Origin of the sequence: Sulfitobacter sp. 1A15106 (assembly GCF_043556995.1) — a bacterium.
In the GTDB taxonomy this organism is placed as follows: Bacteria; Pseudomonadota; Alphaproteobacteria; order Rhodobacterales; family Rhodobacteraceae; genus Sulfitobacter; species Sulfitobacter faviae.
Window position 1 is genome coordinate 38402 of sequence record NZ_JBIFFM010000011.1, and the last position, 16889, is coordinate 55290.

At 64.6% G+C, this 16889-nt stretch carries 13 protein-coding genes; 5 read left to right on the forward strand and 8 right to left on the reverse strand.

Going from position 1 to position 16889, the window contains the following annotated elements; translation table 11 throughout:
* The first annotated feature begins 28 nt into the window (after positions 1-28).
* Positions 29-2041, forward strand: a complete 2013-nt coding sequence (locus tag ACGYKA_RS16290; RefSeq protein WP_394413794.1) for a M3 family metallopeptidase — start codon at positions 29-31, stop codon at positions 2039-2041.
* Positions 2042-2060: 19 nt separating this feature from the next.
* On the opposite strand, the gene ACGYKA_RS16295 is transcribed toward ACGYKA_RS16290, so the two are convergent.
* From ACGYKA_RS16295 to ACGYKA_RS16320, 6 genes are all read right to left on the reverse strand, one after another.
* Complete coding sequence (locus ACGYKA_RS16295; RefSeq protein WP_394413791.1) at positions 2061-2999, reverse strand: 2-hydroxyacid dehydrogenase; 939 nt, start codon at positions 2997-2999, stop codon at positions 2061-2063.
* 3 nt (positions 3000-3002) lie between these two features.
* Positions 3003-4142, reverse strand: coding sequence for a rod shape-determining protein RodA (gene rodA / locus ACGYKA_RS16300; protein WP_394413788.1), 1140 nt, complete (start codon positions 4140-4142; stop codon positions 3003-3005).
* Positions 4139-6088, reverse strand: a complete 1950-nt coding sequence (gene mrdA, locus ACGYKA_RS16305; RefSeq protein WP_067265293.1) for a penicillin-binding protein 2 — start codon at positions 6086-6088, stop codon at positions 4139-4141. The genes rodA and mrdA overlap by 4 nt, the downstream gene beginning before the upstream one ends.
* A gap of 15 nt (positions 6089-6103) precedes the next feature.
* Complete coding sequence (locus ACGYKA_RS16310; protein WP_067265291.1) at positions 6104-6643, reverse strand: rod shape-determining protein MreD; 540 nt, start codon at positions 6641-6643, stop codon at positions 6104-6106.
* Positions 6640-7542: a rod shape-determining protein MreC gene (gene mreC, locus ACGYKA_RS16315; protein WP_394413785.1), complete on the reverse strand. Its 903-nt coding sequence runs from the start codon at positions 7540-7542 to the stop codon at positions 6640-6642. Before mreC ends, ACGYKA_RS16310 begins: the two co-directional genes overlap by 4 nt.
* 71 nt (positions 7543-7613) lie before the next feature.
* Positions 7614-8660, reverse strand: a complete 1047-nt coding sequence (locus tag ACGYKA_RS16320; protein ID WP_040700660.1) for a rod shape-determining protein — start codon at positions 8658-8660, stop codon at positions 7614-7616.
* Between the two features lie 189 nt (positions 8661-8849).
* Between ACGYKA_RS16320 and ACGYKA_RS16325 the strand changes: the two genes are divergently transcribed.
* Positions 8850-9431, forward strand: a complete 582-nt coding sequence (locus ACGYKA_RS16325; protein WP_394413782.1) for a VOC family protein — start codon at positions 8850-8852, stop codon at positions 9429-9431.
* A gap of 222 nt (positions 9432-9653) precedes the next feature.
* Here the strand turns inward: ACGYKA_RS16325 and ACGYKA_RS16330 are convergent, their stop codons facing one another.
* Positions 9654-11222 carry a 2-isopropylmalate synthase gene (locus ACGYKA_RS16330; protein ID WP_394413779.1) on the reverse strand — a complete coding sequence of 523 codons (1569 nt, stop codon included), beginning with the start codon at positions 11220-11222 and terminating at the stop codon, positions 9654-9656.
* Positions 11223-11518: 296 nt separating this feature from the next.
* Here ACGYKA_RS16330 and ACGYKA_RS16335 point away from each other — a divergent pair, with 296 nt between their 5' ends.
* Entirely contained in the window at positions 11519-12187 is a 669-nt protein-coding gene (locus ACGYKA_RS16335; protein ID WP_394413776.1) for an SDR family NAD(P)-dependent oxidoreductase, read from the forward strand.
* Positions 12181-13710 carry a cryptochrome/photolyase family protein gene (locus tag ACGYKA_RS16340; protein WP_394413773.1) on the forward strand — a complete coding sequence of 510 codons (1530 nt, stop codon included), beginning with the start codon at positions 12181-12183 and terminating at the stop codon, positions 13708-13710. Before ACGYKA_RS16335 ends, ACGYKA_RS16340 begins: the two co-directional genes overlap by 7 nt.
* Here ACGYKA_RS16340 and ACGYKA_RS16345 read toward each other — a convergent pair.
* Entirely contained in the window at positions 13707-15137 is a 1431-nt protein-coding gene (locus tag ACGYKA_RS16345; RefSeq protein WP_394413770.1) for a nitrilase-related carbon-nitrogen hydrolase, read from the reverse strand. The two genes, ACGYKA_RS16340 and ACGYKA_RS16345, sit on opposite strands and share 4 nt — an antisense overlap.
* A 205-nt stretch (positions 15138-15342) precedes the next feature.
* Here ACGYKA_RS16345 and ACGYKA_RS16350 point away from each other — a divergent pair, with 205 nt between their 5' ends.
* On the forward strand, positions 15343-16887 hold the full coding sequence (locus ACGYKA_RS16350; RefSeq protein WP_394413767.1) for an MORN repeat-containing protein: 1545 nt from the start codon (positions 15343-15345) through the stop codon (positions 16885-16887).
* The last annotated feature ends 2 nt before the right edge of the window (positions 16888-16889 follow it).

Below are 16889 nucleotides of genomic sequence, written 5' to 3' on the forward strand. Positions count from 1 at the left end.
CCCCATCTTGGGCGCAAAGGAGACCTGCATGACCAACCCGCTTCTGACCGAATGGGAGACCCCCTTCGGCATCGCCCCCTTTGACCGCATTTCCGACGATGATTTCGCCCCCGCTTTGGAGGAGGCGCTCTCCGCCCACCGGGCCGAGATCGACGCCATTGCCGAGAACCCCGAGGCCCCCAGCTTCGCCAATACCATCGAGGCGCTGGAAGCCTCGGGCGAGGCGCTCGACAAGGTTTTGAGCGTCTTCTTCACCGTGGCGGGTGCCGACAGCAACCCGGCGCGCGAGGCGTTGCAGCGCGACTTCTCCCCCAAGCTCGCCGCGCATCAATCGGCGATCTCGGGCAACACGAAACTCTTCGCCCGCATCAATGCCGTCTGGGAGGCGCGCGACAGTCTCGACCTCAGCGAGGAACAGGCCCGCGTGCTGATGCTGACGCACCGTGGCTTCGTCCGCTCAGGCGCCGCGCTGACGGGGTCGGAGGCCGAGCGCATGAAGGAGATCAAGGCGCGGCTGGCTGTGCTGGGCACGCAGTTTACCCAGAACCTGCTGGCGGATGAGCGCGACTGGTTCATGCCGCTGTCCGAGGACGATCTGACCGGCCTGCCGGATTTCGTGATCGATGCCGCCCGGGCCGCGGGCGAAGAAAAGGGCGCGCGAGGCCCGGTGGTCACGCTGTCGCGCTCGCTCATCACGCCCTTCCTGCAATTTTCGGACCGCCGCGACCTGCGCGAGAAGGCGTTCCGCGCGTGGGAAGCCCGCGGTGCGAACGGCGGCGAGACCGACAACCGCGAGATCGCGGCCGAGACGCTCGCGCTGCGCAAAGAGCGCGCAGCACTTCTGGGCTACGACAACTTCGCCGCCTACAAGTTGGAAACCGAGATGGCCAAGACGCCCGCCGCCGTGCGTGACTTGCTGATGTCGGTCTGGAAACCGGCCAAAGCGCAGGCCGACGCTGATGCCGAGGTGCTCACCGCGCTGATGCGCGAGGACGGCGTGAACGGGGCGCTGGAGCCTTGGGACTGGCGCTACTACGCCGAGAAGCGGCGCGCGGCGGAGCATGATCTCGATGAGGCGGCGCTGAAACCCTATTTCCAGCTCGACCGGATGATCGACGCGGCTTTCGACTGCGCCAACCGGCTGTTCGGGCTGGAGTTCGCAGCCCTCGACGTGCCGCTCTACCACCCCGATTGCCGGGCGTGGGAAGTGACGCGGAACGGCCAGCATGTGGCGGTCTTCATCGGCGATTATTTCGCACGCGGCTCGAAGCGTTCGGGCGCGTGGTGCTCGGCGATGCGCGCGCAGGCGAAGTTCCCGCGCGAACAGGCCCCCGTGGTGATCAACGTCTGCAATTTCGCCGAGGGCGATCCAGCGCTACTGTCCTACGACGACGCGCGCACGCTGTTCCACGAGTTCGGCCATGCGCTGCACCAGATGCTCTCGGATGTGACCTATGAAAGCGTCAGCGGCACCTCGGTGGCGCGCGACTTCGTGGAATTGCCGAGCCAGCTCTTTGAGCACTGGCTGGACCAGCCCGAGGTGCTGCAGAAATTCGCCACCCATGCGCGGACGGGCGAGGCGATGCCGCGCGAGATGCTCGACAAGGTGCTGGCCGCCGCGACCTTCGACATGGGCTTTCAGACGGTGGAATATATCGCCTCCGCCCTTGTCGATTTGGAGTTCCACGACGGCGAACCACCTGCCGATCCGATGGCGAAACAGGCCGAGGTGCTCCGCAGCATCGGCATGCCGCAGGCGATCCGGATGCGCCACGCCACCCCGCAGTTCGCGCATGTTTTCTCGGGCGATGGCTATTCCAGCGCCTATTACAGCTACATGTGGTCCGAGGTGATGGACGCCGACGCCTTCGCGGCCTTCGAGGAAGCGGGCGGAGCTTTTGATGCGGAACGTGCCGAGGCGCTGGAGGAACACATCCTCTCGACCGGCGGCAGCCGTGATCCGGCGGAGCTTTACACCGCCTTCCGGGGGCGTCTGCCGGGGGTCGAGGCGCTGCTCAAGGGGCGCGGGCTGGCGGCCTGAGCCTTGCCGGGGCCGGGGGTCAATACCCCCGGTCGCGGTCTACCAGATGCAGCAGGGGCTCGCCGGCCTCGCTGCGGCGGATGTTCTCTGCGATGACTTCCGAGGCCGTGTCGTTGCGCGTGGCCGCCGCGATATGCGGGGTCACGGTGACCTTCGGATGCGCCCAATAGGGGTGATCCTCGGGCAGCGGCTCCACCCGGAAGACATCCAGCGTGGCATGGGCGATCTGTCCGCTGTCGAGCGCTGCCAAGAGCGCATCGTCGTCGATCAGCGGCCCGCGACCGGGGTTGATGATAAAGGCTCCTTCGGGCATCTGCGCCAGCGTCTCGGCATTCAGCACGTTCTGCGTGGCCGGCGTGTCGGGCATCAGGAGCACGGCGATCTCGGCACGCCTGAGCGCCTCCGAAAGGCCTTCGTCGCCGTGTAGGCAACGCACGCCGTCGATCTGCTTTTCGCTGCGCGACCAACCGGTCACGTCAAAGCCCAGACCCACGAGCGCCTCGGCCACCGCTTGGCCGAGCGCCCCGATGCCCAGCACCGCAACGCTGCGCTCGCGCGCCAGCGGCGGCGTGCGCGGCTCCCATTTGGCATCCTTGCGCAGAATGTCGGTATCCATCCCCAGATGGTGGCGCAGCACGTGGCCGGTACACCATTCCACCATGCCGTGGGTCAAGCCGAAGTCGACCATCCGCGCCAGCGGGATCTTGAGGGTCTCGTTGCCGGTGATCGCCTCCACCCCGGCCCAGAGGTTCAGCACCGCCTTGGCGCGGGTGTAGGGGGTGAAGTCCTGCAAATCGCTGTTGGGGGCGTAGACGATATAGTCGACCTCCTCGGGCGGCAGGTCGGTGGCCAGCGTGAAATCCTGCCCCGGCAGTGCCTTGCGCAGCGCTTCGTTCAAAGGCTGTTCGTAGCCGTCCCAGCGTTCGGCTTTGGCGGCAAAGAGAATGTTGATCGTCATGAATTACCTCGGTCTATGAACATGCGCCGATTGCACCAAGCCGAAGGCCAGCAGCAGCACCAGCATGGCCGAGCCACCATAGCTCACCATCGGCAGGGGCACGCCGACCACGGGGGCCAGCCCCATGACCATCGACATATTAACGGCGAAAAAGAGAAAGAAGTTAAGCGCGATGCCAAGGGTCAGCAGGCTTGAGAACCGGTCCTTGTTCTTCACCGCCGAGGCCACGCAGAAAAGGATGATCAGCGCGTAAAGCCCCAGAAGGGAGACGCCGCCGACGAAACCGAATTCTTCGGCCAATGTGGTGAAGATGAAGTCGGTGTGTTTCTCGGGCAGGAAGTTCAGCCGCGATTGGGTGCCCTGCATATAGCCGCGCCCCGACCAGCCGCCCGAGCCAAGCGCGATCTTGGACTGGGTGATGTGATAGCCCGCGCCAAGCGGGTCTTGGCTGGGGTCGAGGAAGGTGTCGATGCGGCGGTATTGGTAGTCTTTCAGCAATTGCCACGGTGTCCCGCGCGATTGGAAAACGGCGGTGACCAGCCCGATGGCGGCGGTGATGACGGCGGCGAAATAGGCCCAGTGCACGCCCGCAAGGAACATCAGCCCGCCCCCGGCGGTCAGCAACAGGATCGAGGTGCCAAGGTCGGGCTGTTTCAGCACCAGTGCGGTGGGGATCACGATGATCAGAATGGGCAGCAGCACCCAAAAGGGGCGGGACACCTTCTTGACCGGCAGCCAGTCGTAATAGGCGGCCAAAAACAGGACCAGCGTGATTTTCATCAGTTCCGACGGTTGTAGCCGCATGAAGCCGATGTCGATCCACCGCTGCGCGCCCATGCCGACAGAGCCGAAGAGTTCGACCGCGACCAGCAGCACCAAGGTCGCCCCATAGGCCACGCCCGACAGGTTGCGCCAAAGCCAGATCGGCACCATCGCCACGGTGAACATGATCGCCATGCCCATGGCGAAACGCTTCATCTGCGGTTCGGCCCAAGGGGAGAATGACCCGCCCGCGACCGAATAGAGCATCAGAAAGCCGACGCCCGCGACACTGGTCAGCAGGATCGCCAGCGGCCAGTTCATAAAGAGGATCTTGCGCAGCCCTGTGGGGACGGATTTGACCGTATGCTCAAGATAGCTCATGCCTGATCCTCCCCCTCCAGATTGGCGGTGGTCTCGGGCGTGGTGTTGCGCAGTTCCTCTTGCTGGGTGGCGATGCGGCCCCGGTCGGACTTGGGGTAGGCTTCGAGTGGCGGCTCGCCGCCCGCCATGGCCTGCAACATCACGTCGCGCGCAATCGGGGCCGCGGCTGTCGAGCCGCCGCCGCCGTGTTCCACCAGCACGCAGGCTGCGTATTTCGGTTTGTCATAGGGCGCAAAGCAGACAAAGAGCGCGTGGTCGCGGCGTTCCCACGGCAGATCGGCGTTGCTGGTCACGCCGCGGGCACGTTCGGCGGCGGTGATGTTGCGCACCTGACTGGTGCCGGTCTTGCCTGCCATGCGCATCGTGTCATCGATGATCCGGCTGCGGTAGCCGGTGCCGCGGCGGTCGTTCACCACGTCGTACATCGCCTTGCGCAATTGGCGCAGGTTGTTTTCGTTCAGCCCCATCGGTTCGCCCGCGCCGCTGGGTTGCTCTACCCCGTCGATGGATTTGATCAGCCGCGGCGTCACCGCGCGGCCCGTGGCGATCCGCGCGCTCATCACCGCCAGTTGCAGCGGGGAGGAGAGGGTGAAACCCTGCCCGATAGAGGCGTTGACCGTGTCGCCCACGACCCAATCCTCACCCCGGGCCGAGCGTTTCCACTGTTTCGTGGGCGCCAGCCCGCCCGCGACCGAGGACAGCGCAAGATCATGTTTGATCCCAAGGCCAAAGCGGTTCGCCATGGCGGTGATTTTCTCGATCCCGACCTTCACGGCCAGATCGTAGTAATAGACATCGCAGGATTGTTTCAGCGAATGTTGCAGATCGACCCAGCCGTGGCCCGCGCGTTTCCAGCAGTGGAACCGCCGCCCCGCGACTTCCAGATGGCCGGGGCAATAGACCGTCTCATCGGGGGTGACGATGCCCTCTTCGATGGCGGCAAGTGCCACGATCATTTTGAAGGTCGAGCCGGGCGGGTAGGTGCCCTGTATGGGTTTGTTCACCAAGGGGCGGTATTTGGAATTGAGCAGCGGGTTGTAATCCGCCGAAGAGATGCCGCCGATAAAGAGGTTCGGGTCGTAGCTGGGCGAGGATGCAAGCGCGGCCAGATCGCCATTCTCGCAGTCGATGATGACCACGGCGGCGCTTTCCTCGCCCAGACGGGCCTGCACATAGCGTTGCAGATTGGCGTCCACGGTCAGTTGCAGATCGGCCCCGGCCTGCCCTTCGCGCCGCTCCAGCTCGCGCATCACGCGCCCCGTGGCGTTCACCTCCACATGTTTGGTGCCCGCCGCACCGCGCAGCAGGTTCTCGGCGCGGGCTTCGACGTTGATCTTGCCGATTTGAAAGCGCGGGATGCGCAGCACCTGATCGGGGTTTTCCAGCGCGTCGAGGTCCGCTTGGCTCACCCGGCCTACGCGGCCCACCACATGGGCGAAATCCGCACCGCGCGGGTAGACGCGGGTCAGGCCCACTTCGGGCGTGACGCCGGGCAGGGCGGGGGCGTTGACGCTGACCTTGCTCACGACTTCCCAACTCACGTCATCGACGATGGTGACGGGCAGGAATGGGGCAGAGCGCGACATTTCGGTCATGGCGCGTTCGCGGGTCTCCTCGTCGATCTCGATGACTTGGGCGAGCCGCTCCATCACCGCCTCCACGTCGCCCGCATCTTCGCGGACCATGACGATCCGGTAGGAGGGCACGTTATCGGCAAGCTGTATGCCGTTGCGGTCAAAAATCTCACCCCGGGCGGGGGGGATCAGGCGGATGTTGATGCGGTTCTCTTCGGCCAGCAGGCGGAACTGGTCGGCCTGATCGACCTGTAGATAGCGCATGCGCGCGGCCAGCCCGCCCATGAACAGCAGCTGCGCCCCGCCCAAAAGGGCGGCGCGACGCGTCAGGCGCGTGTGGGTTGCATCATTGTCGGCGCGGCTCCGTCTCATCTCATCGCTCCCCGATCACACCCGTTTGCCAAGCGCATCCAGATCGCCCGGCGCGGTCTTGCGCACGCCCATGATACCATGGGTCACCGCCACGATCAGCGGATAAGCGAGCGTCGTCAGTGCCAATTCCGTGAGGTTCAGCGTCAGCGAAGGCGTCGGCACCAGCGCAAGGCTTAGCAGAATCCGGTTGGCAAAGATCACCATGGTCAAGATCACCGCCACGGTCAGCCATTCGGCGGCAAAGCTCGCATCTCGCAGATGCCGCCCGCGCGATTTAAGGTTCTCGACCCCGATCAGGGCCAGTACCGCCCAAAGGCCGGGTGGGCGTTGCAGCAACAGGTCCGCCAGCAGAAAGACCAGCGCCAGAAAAAGCGAGGGCACGTATTCGGGCCGTCTAAGCCCCCAAGCGCAGGCAAAGCCCAGCAGCAGGTCCGGCCCGGCCCAAGCCCGCGGGGTCGTCTCAAGCGGGAGGAGGTGGAAGAACAGGATCACCAGCGCCAGCGCGACAAAGCTCAGGCGCATGACCCAAAGGCGGCTGCGCGACAGATCGGTCATGGCTGCACCCCGACCGGCGCTGCCGGATCGGCCAAGGGGCCGTCGGAGGTGATGACATGGGCGGTGTCCGGCACGGTTTCATTGCCGTGATGGCGCAGCACGCGCAGGAATTCCAACCGCTCGTAATCCGCCGCCAGCCGCACGCGCAGCCGCCCGCCCGGATCGGCGGCGACCTGACCGATCAGGATGCCCGCCGGGAACACGCCGCCATCGCCCGAGCTGATCACCCGGTCACCGGGGCGGACCAGCTCGCGGTTCTCGATGAAGTCGAGCGGTGGAGCCGCGCTGTTGTCGCCCGCCACGATGGCCCGCTGGCCAGAGGGCTGGATCGTCGCGGGAATGCGGCTTGAGGCATCGGTCAGCAGGATCACACGCGCGGTGTTTTTGCCCACACCGGCGATGCGGCCCACAAGGCCGATGCCGTCCATCGTGGCCCAGCCCTCGACCAGCCCGTCGCGCGCGCCGACGTTCAGCAGCACCGATTGGCGATAGGGCGAGCCGCTGTCGGCCAGCACCGTGCCGGTGATGAAGGTTAGCCGCGGGTCGAGCCGCACGTTGTTGAGGTCCAGAAGCCGGGCGTTCTCTTGCTCAAGCTGAAGCGCCGCCTCTTTCCACGCCTGCATCTGCCGCAGTTCCGAGCGCAGCTCGCGGTTCTGTTCGCTCAGGCGCTGGTAGCTTTTGAAGTCGCGCAGCAGGTTGATGGTGCCGGTGACCGGGGCCATGGCCCAGTCGAGGTTGGGCACGAAACGATCCGTCACCTGCGCGCGAAAGCGTTCAACGCGGGGGCTGTCGATGCGCCAAAGCAGGAATATGCCGGTCAGCGCCAACACCAACACGACCAGCAGCAGCCGCCGCAGCGGGCCGGTGAAATCGCTGGAACTGGAACGGTCCTTGGCCATCTGTGCCGAAACTCCCACCCGGTCAGGCGGGGCGTCTTCGCCGCGTGCCGGGTCTGGCTAACTTGCCAGTGTTAACTGTCGTAGTCGATCGCGTGGCGCAGCTGTTTCTCGTATTCCAGCGCTTTGCCGGTGCCGAGGGCCACACAGTTCAGCGGCTCATCCGCGACCGAGATCGCGAGGCCCGTCTGCTCGCGCAGCGCCAGATCGAGGTCGCCCAAAAGCGCGCCGCCGCCCGTGAGCATCACGCCGCGGTCAACGATGTCGGCGGCCAGGTCGGGCGGGGTGGTCTCCAGCGCGGTCATCACCGCCTCGCAGATCTGCTGCACTGGCTCGGCCAGCGCCTCGGCGATCTGGGCTTGGGTCACTTCGATCTCTTTCGGCACGCCGTTCAACAGGTCGCGGCCGCGGATCTGCATCGAGGTGCCGCGCCCGTCGTCGGGCATCCGCGCCGTGCCGATGGAGGTCTTAACCCGTTCGGCCGTGGTCTCCCCGATCAACAAGTTCTGCTGGCGGCGCAGGTAGCTAATGATGCCCTCGTCCATCCGGTCACCGCCGACGCGGACCGAGCGGGCATAAACGATGTCGCCCAGCGACAGCACAGCCACTTCGGTGGTACCGCCGCCGATGTCGACGACCATGTTGCCGGTTGGGTCGGTGATCGGCATGCCCGCGCCGATGGCCGCGGCGATGGGCTCGGCGATTAGCCCGGCGCGGCGCGCGCCTGCCGAGAGCACCGACTGGCGGATCGCGCGTTTCTCAACCGGGGTGGCGCCATGGGGGACGCAGACGATGATCTTGGGCTTCGAGAAGGTCGAGCGCTTGTGCACCTTGCGAATGAAGTGCTTGATCATCTCTTCGGCGGTGTCGAAATCCGCGATGACCCCTTCGCGCATCGGGCGGATCGCCTCGATGCTGCCCGGGGTGCGGCCCAGCATGAGTTTCGCATCCTCACCCACGGCGAGCACTTTCTTGACGCCGTCCTTGACGTGATAGGCCACAACCGAAGGTTCGCTCAGCACGATGCCCTTGCCCTTGACGTAAACCAGCGTGTTCGCGGTGCCGAGGTCGATCGCCATATCAGAGGAGAACAGGCCGCGGAATTGATCGAGGATGGACATAGAGTAGCGGAGCCTTGCAACTATTCGGACAGGCCCGCCTGCATGGGTCCACGCGCGGGCTATTGGCTCTTATAGGGCGCACGGGGTCAGGGTGAAAGGGGCAAGACCGCAAAGGTGGCGCGATATTGCCGCCGCGCTATCATAGAGCGGAATATTTAGGGCGCAGCACAGGCAGAGGACGGCGATACCATGCAGAAGATACAGACACTTGGGGTGCATCACATCACCCTCACCGGGGCGGACCGGCAAAGCTCGATCGACTTTTGGGAGGGGGTGTTGGGGATGCCTTTCATCTTTGACCAGCCCAATCTGGATGATCCGGACGAGGGGCATTTGTATTTCGATCCCGGCGATGGTCGGCTGATCACGATCTTCACCAATGAGAACCGCAAGCGGGTGCACAACCGCACGCCGATGGACCCGGGCTGCGTGCATCATCTGGCTTTCAAGGTGGACCGCGCGATGTTCGATCAGGTGCCCGCGCGGTTGGATGCGCGGGGCATCGGGCATTCCGGCGTGAAGGACCGCGGCTTCATGCATTCGATCTATTTCAAGGATCCGCTGGGGCTGTTGATCGAACTGGCTTGCTACACGTTCATCCCACCGCGCGGGTCGAGCCATGCCGAGGTGATGCTGGAGGCCCACAAGCTGCGCGTGGCGGCGGGGGATGATCATATCCAGCGCCAGCATCTTGCGGATGCGGTGGTGAAGATCGTAGAGCGGGGGCAGGCGTCGCTGAGTGACGATCGCGGGGCGAAGAATCCGTATTGAAGTTGCCACCGGGCCCGGGATCAAGCCGCAGGCGCCGGGCCATCGCCTGACCGCCCGGACGGGGGGGCGATTTAGTGAGGCTGGGTATGCCATTTTGAGGGTGCGCCATGGCAGATCAAGAAAGTGGTATGAACTAAGGTTCGGTTCGCCACCCCGCGGGTAGGCGATGCCCTACTTCCATACTGTATACGTAAAAAGGCGGGGTCACCCCCGCCCTATAATTCAACTCACATCTTTATAATTAATCTCGCGCTTGTCCGTGCCGCCCTTCTCGCGCCGCACCAGCAGGCGGTTGAGCGCGTGGATATAGGCCCGGACGCTCGCCACCACGGTATCGGTATCCGCCGACTGGCCGGTCACGATGCGGCCCTCTTCCTCCATCCGCACGGAAACCGTCGCCTGCGCGTCGGTGCCCTCGGTCACCGCATGCACCTGATAAAGCTGCAACCGCGCGGAATGTGGCACCAGCGCCTTGATGCAGTTGAACGCCGCATCGACGGGGCCGTCGCCGGTCTGGTTGGTGGTCTGCTCCGCGCCGTCGATCTCAAGCACCATATCGGCGGTCTGTGGGCCATCGGTGCCGCAAACGACCTTGAGCGATTTCAGGCGAATGCGGTCTTCCTCGGGGTCCGTCGCGGTCCGCATCAGCGCGATGAGGTCGTCTTCGTAGATTTCCTTCTTGCGGTCGGCCAATTCCTTGAACCGCACGAAGACATCCTTGAGCTGGTTGTCGCCCAGTTCAAACCCGAGGTCTTCCAGCTTGGACCGCAGCGCGGCGCGGCCCGAATGCTTGCCCATGACGATGTTGGTCTCGGTCAGACCCACGTCCTCGGGGCGCATGATCTCGAAGGTCTCGGCGTTCTTCAGCATGCCGTCTTGGTGGATGCCGCTTTCGTGCGCGAAGGCGTTCTTGCCGACAATGGCCTTGTTGAATTGCACGGCAAAGCCTGAGACGGCGGCGACACGGCGCGAGATGTTCATGATCTTGCGGCTGTCGATGCGGGTCTCATAGGGCATGATGTCATTGCGCACCTTGAGCGCCATGACGACCTCTTCCAGCGCGGTATTGCCCGCGCGTTCGCCCAAGCCATTGATGGTGCATTCGATCTGCCGCGCGCCAGCCTCGACGGCAGCGAGGCTGTTGGCCGTCGCCATGCCAAGGTCGTTGTGGCAATGGGTGGCAAAGACGATCTCATCCGCGCCGGGCACGTTCTCCAGAAGCTTCGCGATCAGATCGGCACTCTCGCGCGGAGCGGTGTAGCCCACGGTGTCGGGGATGTTGATGGTGGTGGCGCCCGCCTTGATGGCGATCTCCACAACCCGGTAGAGATAATCAAGCTCGGTCCGCGTGGCATCCATCGGCGACCACTGCACGTTGTCGCAGAGATTGCGGGCATGGCTCACCGTCTCATGGATGCGGTCGGCCATCTCGTCCTTGGTGAGGTTCGGAATGGCGCGGTGCAGGGGCGAGGTGCCGATGAACGTGTGAATGCGCGGCTGGGCTGCGTGTTTCACCGCTTCCCAGCAACGGTCGATATCGCCCAGTTGCGCCCGGGCAAGGCCGCAGATCACGGAATTCTGGCTCTGCCGCGCGATCTCGGACACCGCTTTGAAGTCGCCCTCTGAGGCGATGGGAAAGCCGGCCTCGATGATGTCGACGCCCATCTCGTCCAAGAGCGAGGCGATCTCAAGCTTCTCGGCATGGGTCATCGTCGCCCCGGGGGATTGTTCGCCATCCCGCAAGGTGGTGTCAAAGATCAGCACACGGTCCTGTTTCGTCATATCTGTCATCCTGGGTTCTTTCTTTGCTGGTATCCTTGGCGCGCAACACATCCCTCTGAGCGGGCGCGCCGAAGGGCACGCTCAGAGGCGGATTAGGTGCAGCAAGTTGGCGCGCAGCAGGCCCGCGCAGTTGCGCGGCAGGGTCGGGATATGGACTGCCTGTGTCATGGGAGTAGTTATACGCCCGTCTTTTCAAATGAAAAGGGGGTGTTGCGGCTTTTGTTTGCCCCTGCGTCAGCGCCGCCTATCTGCCTATAAGCAAGGGAGATCAGGATGCAGCGACAAGCGATACCATGGGCGGCGTCATGAGCGCGAGCGTGTTGGTGATCGGCGTCAGCGGCGGGATCGGCGCGGCGCTAAGTGCGGCTCTGCACGCGCGCGGGGATGCAGTGACGCCACTGTCCCGCGCAGCCGACGGGCTGGACCTGACGGATGAGGCATCGGTCAATGCGGCGCTTGAGCGGCTGAGCGGCCCTTTCGACGCGGTGATCGTCGCCACCGGCGCTTTGGAGATCGACGGGGCCGCGCCAGAGAAATCGCTGCGCGCCGTTACGCAAAAAGCGATGCTGGATCAATTCGCGTTGAACGCCGTTGGTCCGGCGCTGGTGCTGCGCCACGCGGCCCGGCTTTTGCCCCGCGACAGGCGGGCGGTTTTCGCCGTGCTCTCGGCGCGGGTCGGCTCCATCGGGGACAACCGTCTGGGCGGGTGGATCAGCTATCGCAGCGCCAAGGCGGCGGTGAACCAGATCGTGCATACCGCCGCGATCGAGCTGACGCGCTCCCATCCGCAGAGCATCTGCGTCGCGCTGCACCCCGGCACGGTCGAGACGCCCTTTACCGAGAAATACCTTGGCCGGCATCCCGCAGTCCCACCGGATGAGGCGGCGGGCAATCTGCTGCGGGTGATCGACGGGCTGACCCCGGAGGAGAGCGGCGGGTTCTTTGACTGGGCCGGAAAGGCGGTGCCGTGGTGAGCCGTTTGATCTTGGTCTTGGGCGATCAACTCTCGCTGAACCTGTCGTCCCTGCGCGCGGCGGATAAGGCGCGCGATGTGGTGGTCATGGCCGAAGTGGCGCAGGAGGCGGAATATGTCCGCCACCACCCTAAGAAGATCGCGCTGGTCTTTGCCGCGATGCGCAAGTTCGCGGGTGCGTTGGAGAAAGACGGCTGGACGCTGCGCTACACCCCCTTGGACGATCCCGAGAATGCGGGCTCAATCGTGGGCGAATTGCTCCGCCGTGCGGAAGAGGCGGGCGCGGGTGAGGTGATCGTGACCGAGCCGGGGGAGTGGCGTCTGATCAACAAGCTAACCCACGCGCCGATCCCCACCCGGCTTTTGCCGGACGACCGTTTCATCGCCAGCCGCAAACGGTTTGAGGATTGGGCCGAGGGGCGCAAGGCGCTCAGGATGGAGTATTTCTATCGCGAGATGCGCCGCGAGACGGGGTTGTTGATGGAGGGCGATGACCCCGCAGGCGGAAAGTGGAATTTCGACCACGACAACCGCAAGCCACCGAAAGAAGGGTTGGATATTCCTGATCCGCTGACCTTCGCCCCCGATGCCGAGGTAGAGGCGGTGCTGGGGCTGGTGGCGGCGCGCTATGGCGATAACTTCGGCGATCTGCACCCCTTTGACTTTGCCACGACGCGCGCGGAAGCCTTGCAGGTGCTGGTGCATTTTATTGCTCACGCCCTGCCGCGTTTTGGCGACTATCAGGACGCGATGCTAGAGGGGCAGCCCTATCTCTTTCATGCGCTGATCTCACCCTATCTCAACCTCGGGCTGCTGGACCCGTTGGAGGTCTGCCGCGCCGCCGAGGAAGCGTGGCAGGCGGGAGACGTGCCGATCAACGCCGCCGAAGGGTTCATCCGCCAGATTCTCGGTTGGCGGGAATATGTGCGCGGCATCTATTTCCTCGAAGGGCCGGACTATGTGGAGCGCAACGTGCTGCGCCACGACCGGGATTTGCCCGGCTTCTACTGGGGGGCCGATACGCAAATGAATTGCCTGCGGCAGGCGATTGGCCAGACCCAGAAACACGCCTATGCCCACCATATCCAACGGCTGATGGTGACAGGCAATTTCGCCCTGCTGGCCGGGGTCGACCCGCATCAGGTGCATGAGTGGTATTTGGAGGTCTACGCCGACGCCTATGAATGGGTCGAAGCGCCCAACACGGTGGGCATGAGCCAATTCGCCGATGGCGGGGTGATCGCCTCAAAGCCCTATGTCTCATCCGGGGCCTATATCAACCGCATGTCGGATTACTGCAAAGGGTGCAGCTATAGCGTCAGCACCAAGGCGGGGCCGAAGGCCTGCCCCTTCAATCTGCTCTACTGGCATTTCCTCGACCGCCACCGCGAGCGATTTCAGGGCAATATGCGGATGAAGAACATCTATGCCACTTGGGATCGTATGGACGCCGACCGGCGCGAGGCGGTTCTGCGCGATGCGGATAAATGGTTGCAGCGGTTGGACGCGGGCGAGACGGTCTAGGCCGTCGCTGCTTTCAAACGCGGGCCGGGAACGGCTGGCCCGTTGCGCGCCTTCGTCGCCGCGATCCGCCCTGCAAGCCTCTGCGCGCTCTGCGGCGCATGGCCCGCTGCCACGCAGTCATCAACGTTGCCGCCGTCTTCCAGCAGGATGTGCAGGATGGCGTCCTCTGCGCGGGCCTCTTCCGTGTCGGGGGTCGGGCTGGGCGCCGGTCCCTGCATCCATGCCCGCACCGTTTTGCTGCGCCAGTCGCATAGCGCTTGCACCTCGGTTTGGTAAAGGTCTTTGACCGGGTTGAAATCCCCTGACACAGCCACAGTCCCCATGGCGGCGGCGGATTTGTTCTGTGCGGTGAGCAGCATCTCCCCCGCGTCGTCGGCCATGGCGCGCAGCATCAGGCCGCGCAGGGGAGGGGTGAGCGTCTCGGCGCTGACTTCTGCCCCGAGTGCAGCCAGTTCATCCCGCAGCGCGGCGTGCAGATTGTCCGACAGCGGCACGTCAATCTGGCGGACATTCTCGGCCCCCAAGGCATCCCGCGCAATCGCCGCCGCGAGCGCGGTATCGTTCCCCTCGGCCTGTTCGATCAGCACTTTGGAAGCGCCGGTTTTCGCAACATAGTTCCGCAGCCCCAGGACCAAGGCGCGGTAGTCCCGTTCCAGCACCTCCGGCTGCGGCGCGAAGGCGCTTTCCACGATCCGCCAGCCCTTTGGCCCGCGCTCTAGATCGACATGGGCAAACGCTGTGTCGAAGGCGGGCATCTGCAATGCCAGCTTGCCGCCGGGGTTCAGCGCGAATGTGGCGCCATCGAAAACCGTCTCACCCTCGCCGCCGGTCATGTTGAGGTGGATCACCGGCAGTTCCGTCTCGATCACCCGCGCGACCATGTGGTTGAGGCGCCGCTCCATCGCGCCGCGCAAATGGGGCGCGGCATGGGGGATCAGCAGCAGTTCGGCCCCCGTCTCGGCCTGCGTTTCGGCCACGTCGCCCGTCTCACCATCCGCGCCGATGGGAGAGCCGATGCGCAGCCCCGCCACCGCATAGGGGCCGCTGATCGGCGCGGGATCGAAGGCCGCGCGCGGGCGGGGCGCGTGTTGCAGCACCCTGTGCGCGATCTTTCCGCCTTGCAGGATGAGGTATGCGTTGTGGAGCTTGCCCGCCGCGACCCACGGCGCGCCAAGTGCCAAGGCGGGGCCATCGGCGCAATGCGCGGCCAGCGCTTCAAGTTGCGCCAAGACATCGCGCTGAAAGGCGGGGCTTTGCGACAGCCCTTGCGCGTCATGCCCGGTCAGGAAGAGTTCGGGCAGGGCGACCATCTGCGCGCCTGCATCGCGCCCGGCCTGCCATGCGTCGCGGGCCAATGCCGCGTTGCCGGTCAGATCACCGGCGGTGGGGTTCAACTGCCCGAGGGTGAGGCGGAAACGGTCTGACATGGCAAGGCTCCGGGCTGGCTGGCATCGGGTGGGTCTAGCAGATCGGACCGGGGGCGAAACCCCCGGGCGCAGAGCTGACCCGCAGCACCGGGTGCGCGGGATCCGCCCAAACCGGCGTGCCCCTCTTGTAAACACGTTGCCTCTGCCCTCTATCACCCGTAACCTCGGGCCAAATGCCACTTAACGAGATCGGGAATTTCCGCCCATGTTGCACCGCAGCCTGCCCCTCTGTCTGATCGCCCTTCTGGCCACGCCGCTTGCGGCGCAGGACGGGCAGGTGCTGACCAAGGAATATGACGACGGCGGCATCTATGAGGGCACCTTTCAAGGCGGTCTTCAGCATGGCACCGGCACCTATAAGCTGCCCAATGGCTATGAATATTCCGGCGAATGGGTCGAGGGGGAGATCAAGGGCGAGGGCGTCGCACGTTTCCCCAACGGATCGGTCTATGAGGGCAATTTCGCCAAGGGCAAGCCTGACGGTTTGGGCAAGATCACCTTTGCCGATGGCGGCACCTATGAGGGCGAATGGGAAGCGGGCGCGATCATGGGGCAGGGCGTGGCAATCTACGCCAATGGCGTGCGCTATGAGGGCGAGTTCCGCAACGCCAAACACCACGGCAAGGGCGTGATGCAAAGCCCCGGTGGCTATGAATACAAGGGCGATTGGGTCGATGGCGTCAAACAGGGCGTCGGCACGATCACCTACCCCGATGGGGCGGTCTATGAAGGTGAGATCGAAGCCGGCAAACGCAGCGGCGAAGGCACGCTGACCATGCCGGACGGGCTGGTCTATGTGGGCAAGTGGAAAGACGGCCAGATCGACGGCACCGGCACGCTGACCCAACCCAATGGCGATGTCTACGAAGGCACGCTGGTCGCGGGGCGGCGTGAGGGCAAGGGCAAGGTCACCTATGAAAACGGTGACACCTATGAGGGCGACTTCAAGGATGACCGCCGCGATGGGCAGGGCACCTTCACCGGCACCGATGGCTATGTCTATACCGGTTCTTGGGTGGCGGGGCAGATCGAAGGCGAGGGGCAGGTGACCTACCCCGACGGGTCGGTCTATGTCGGCACCTTCCGCAATGATCTGGCCGATGGCACGGGTAAGATCACCTATCCCGATGGCTCCACCTATGAAGGCGAATGGGTCGCCGGGGTGATCGAGGGCGAGGGCATCGCCACCTATACCAACGGCGTGGTCTATGAGGGCGCGTTCAAGGACGCCCGCAACCACGGCCAAGGCGTGATGACCTATGCCGACGGCTACCGTTATGAGGGCGGCTGGCAAGACGGCCAGCGCCATGGGCAGGGCAAAGCGACCTATCCCGATGGCACCGTTTACGAGGGGGCCTTTAGGAACGGCCAGCGCCACGGTCAGGGCAAGATCACCATGGCCAGCGGTTTCGTCTATGAGGGCGAGTGGACCGAGGGTGAGATCGAAGGGCAGGGTGTTGCGACCTATGCCAATGGCGATGTCTATGAGGGCACCTTCAAAGCGGGCAAGCGGCAGGGTAGCGGCACCATGCGCTATGCCAGCGGCGAGGAAGCCTCGGGCGAATGGGAGAACGGCGCGCTGAGTGATGAGGCCGCCGGGGCCGAAACCTCGGAGGCGGCGGAGGCGGCTTCGGAAGAGGCTGACGGTGGGGAAGCGGCCACCGAAACACCCGCGCCCGAAGACAGCACCGACGCGGATACGTCAGAGGCTACGCCCGCTCAGACCGGCACCGCAGCAGACGGGGGCTGACC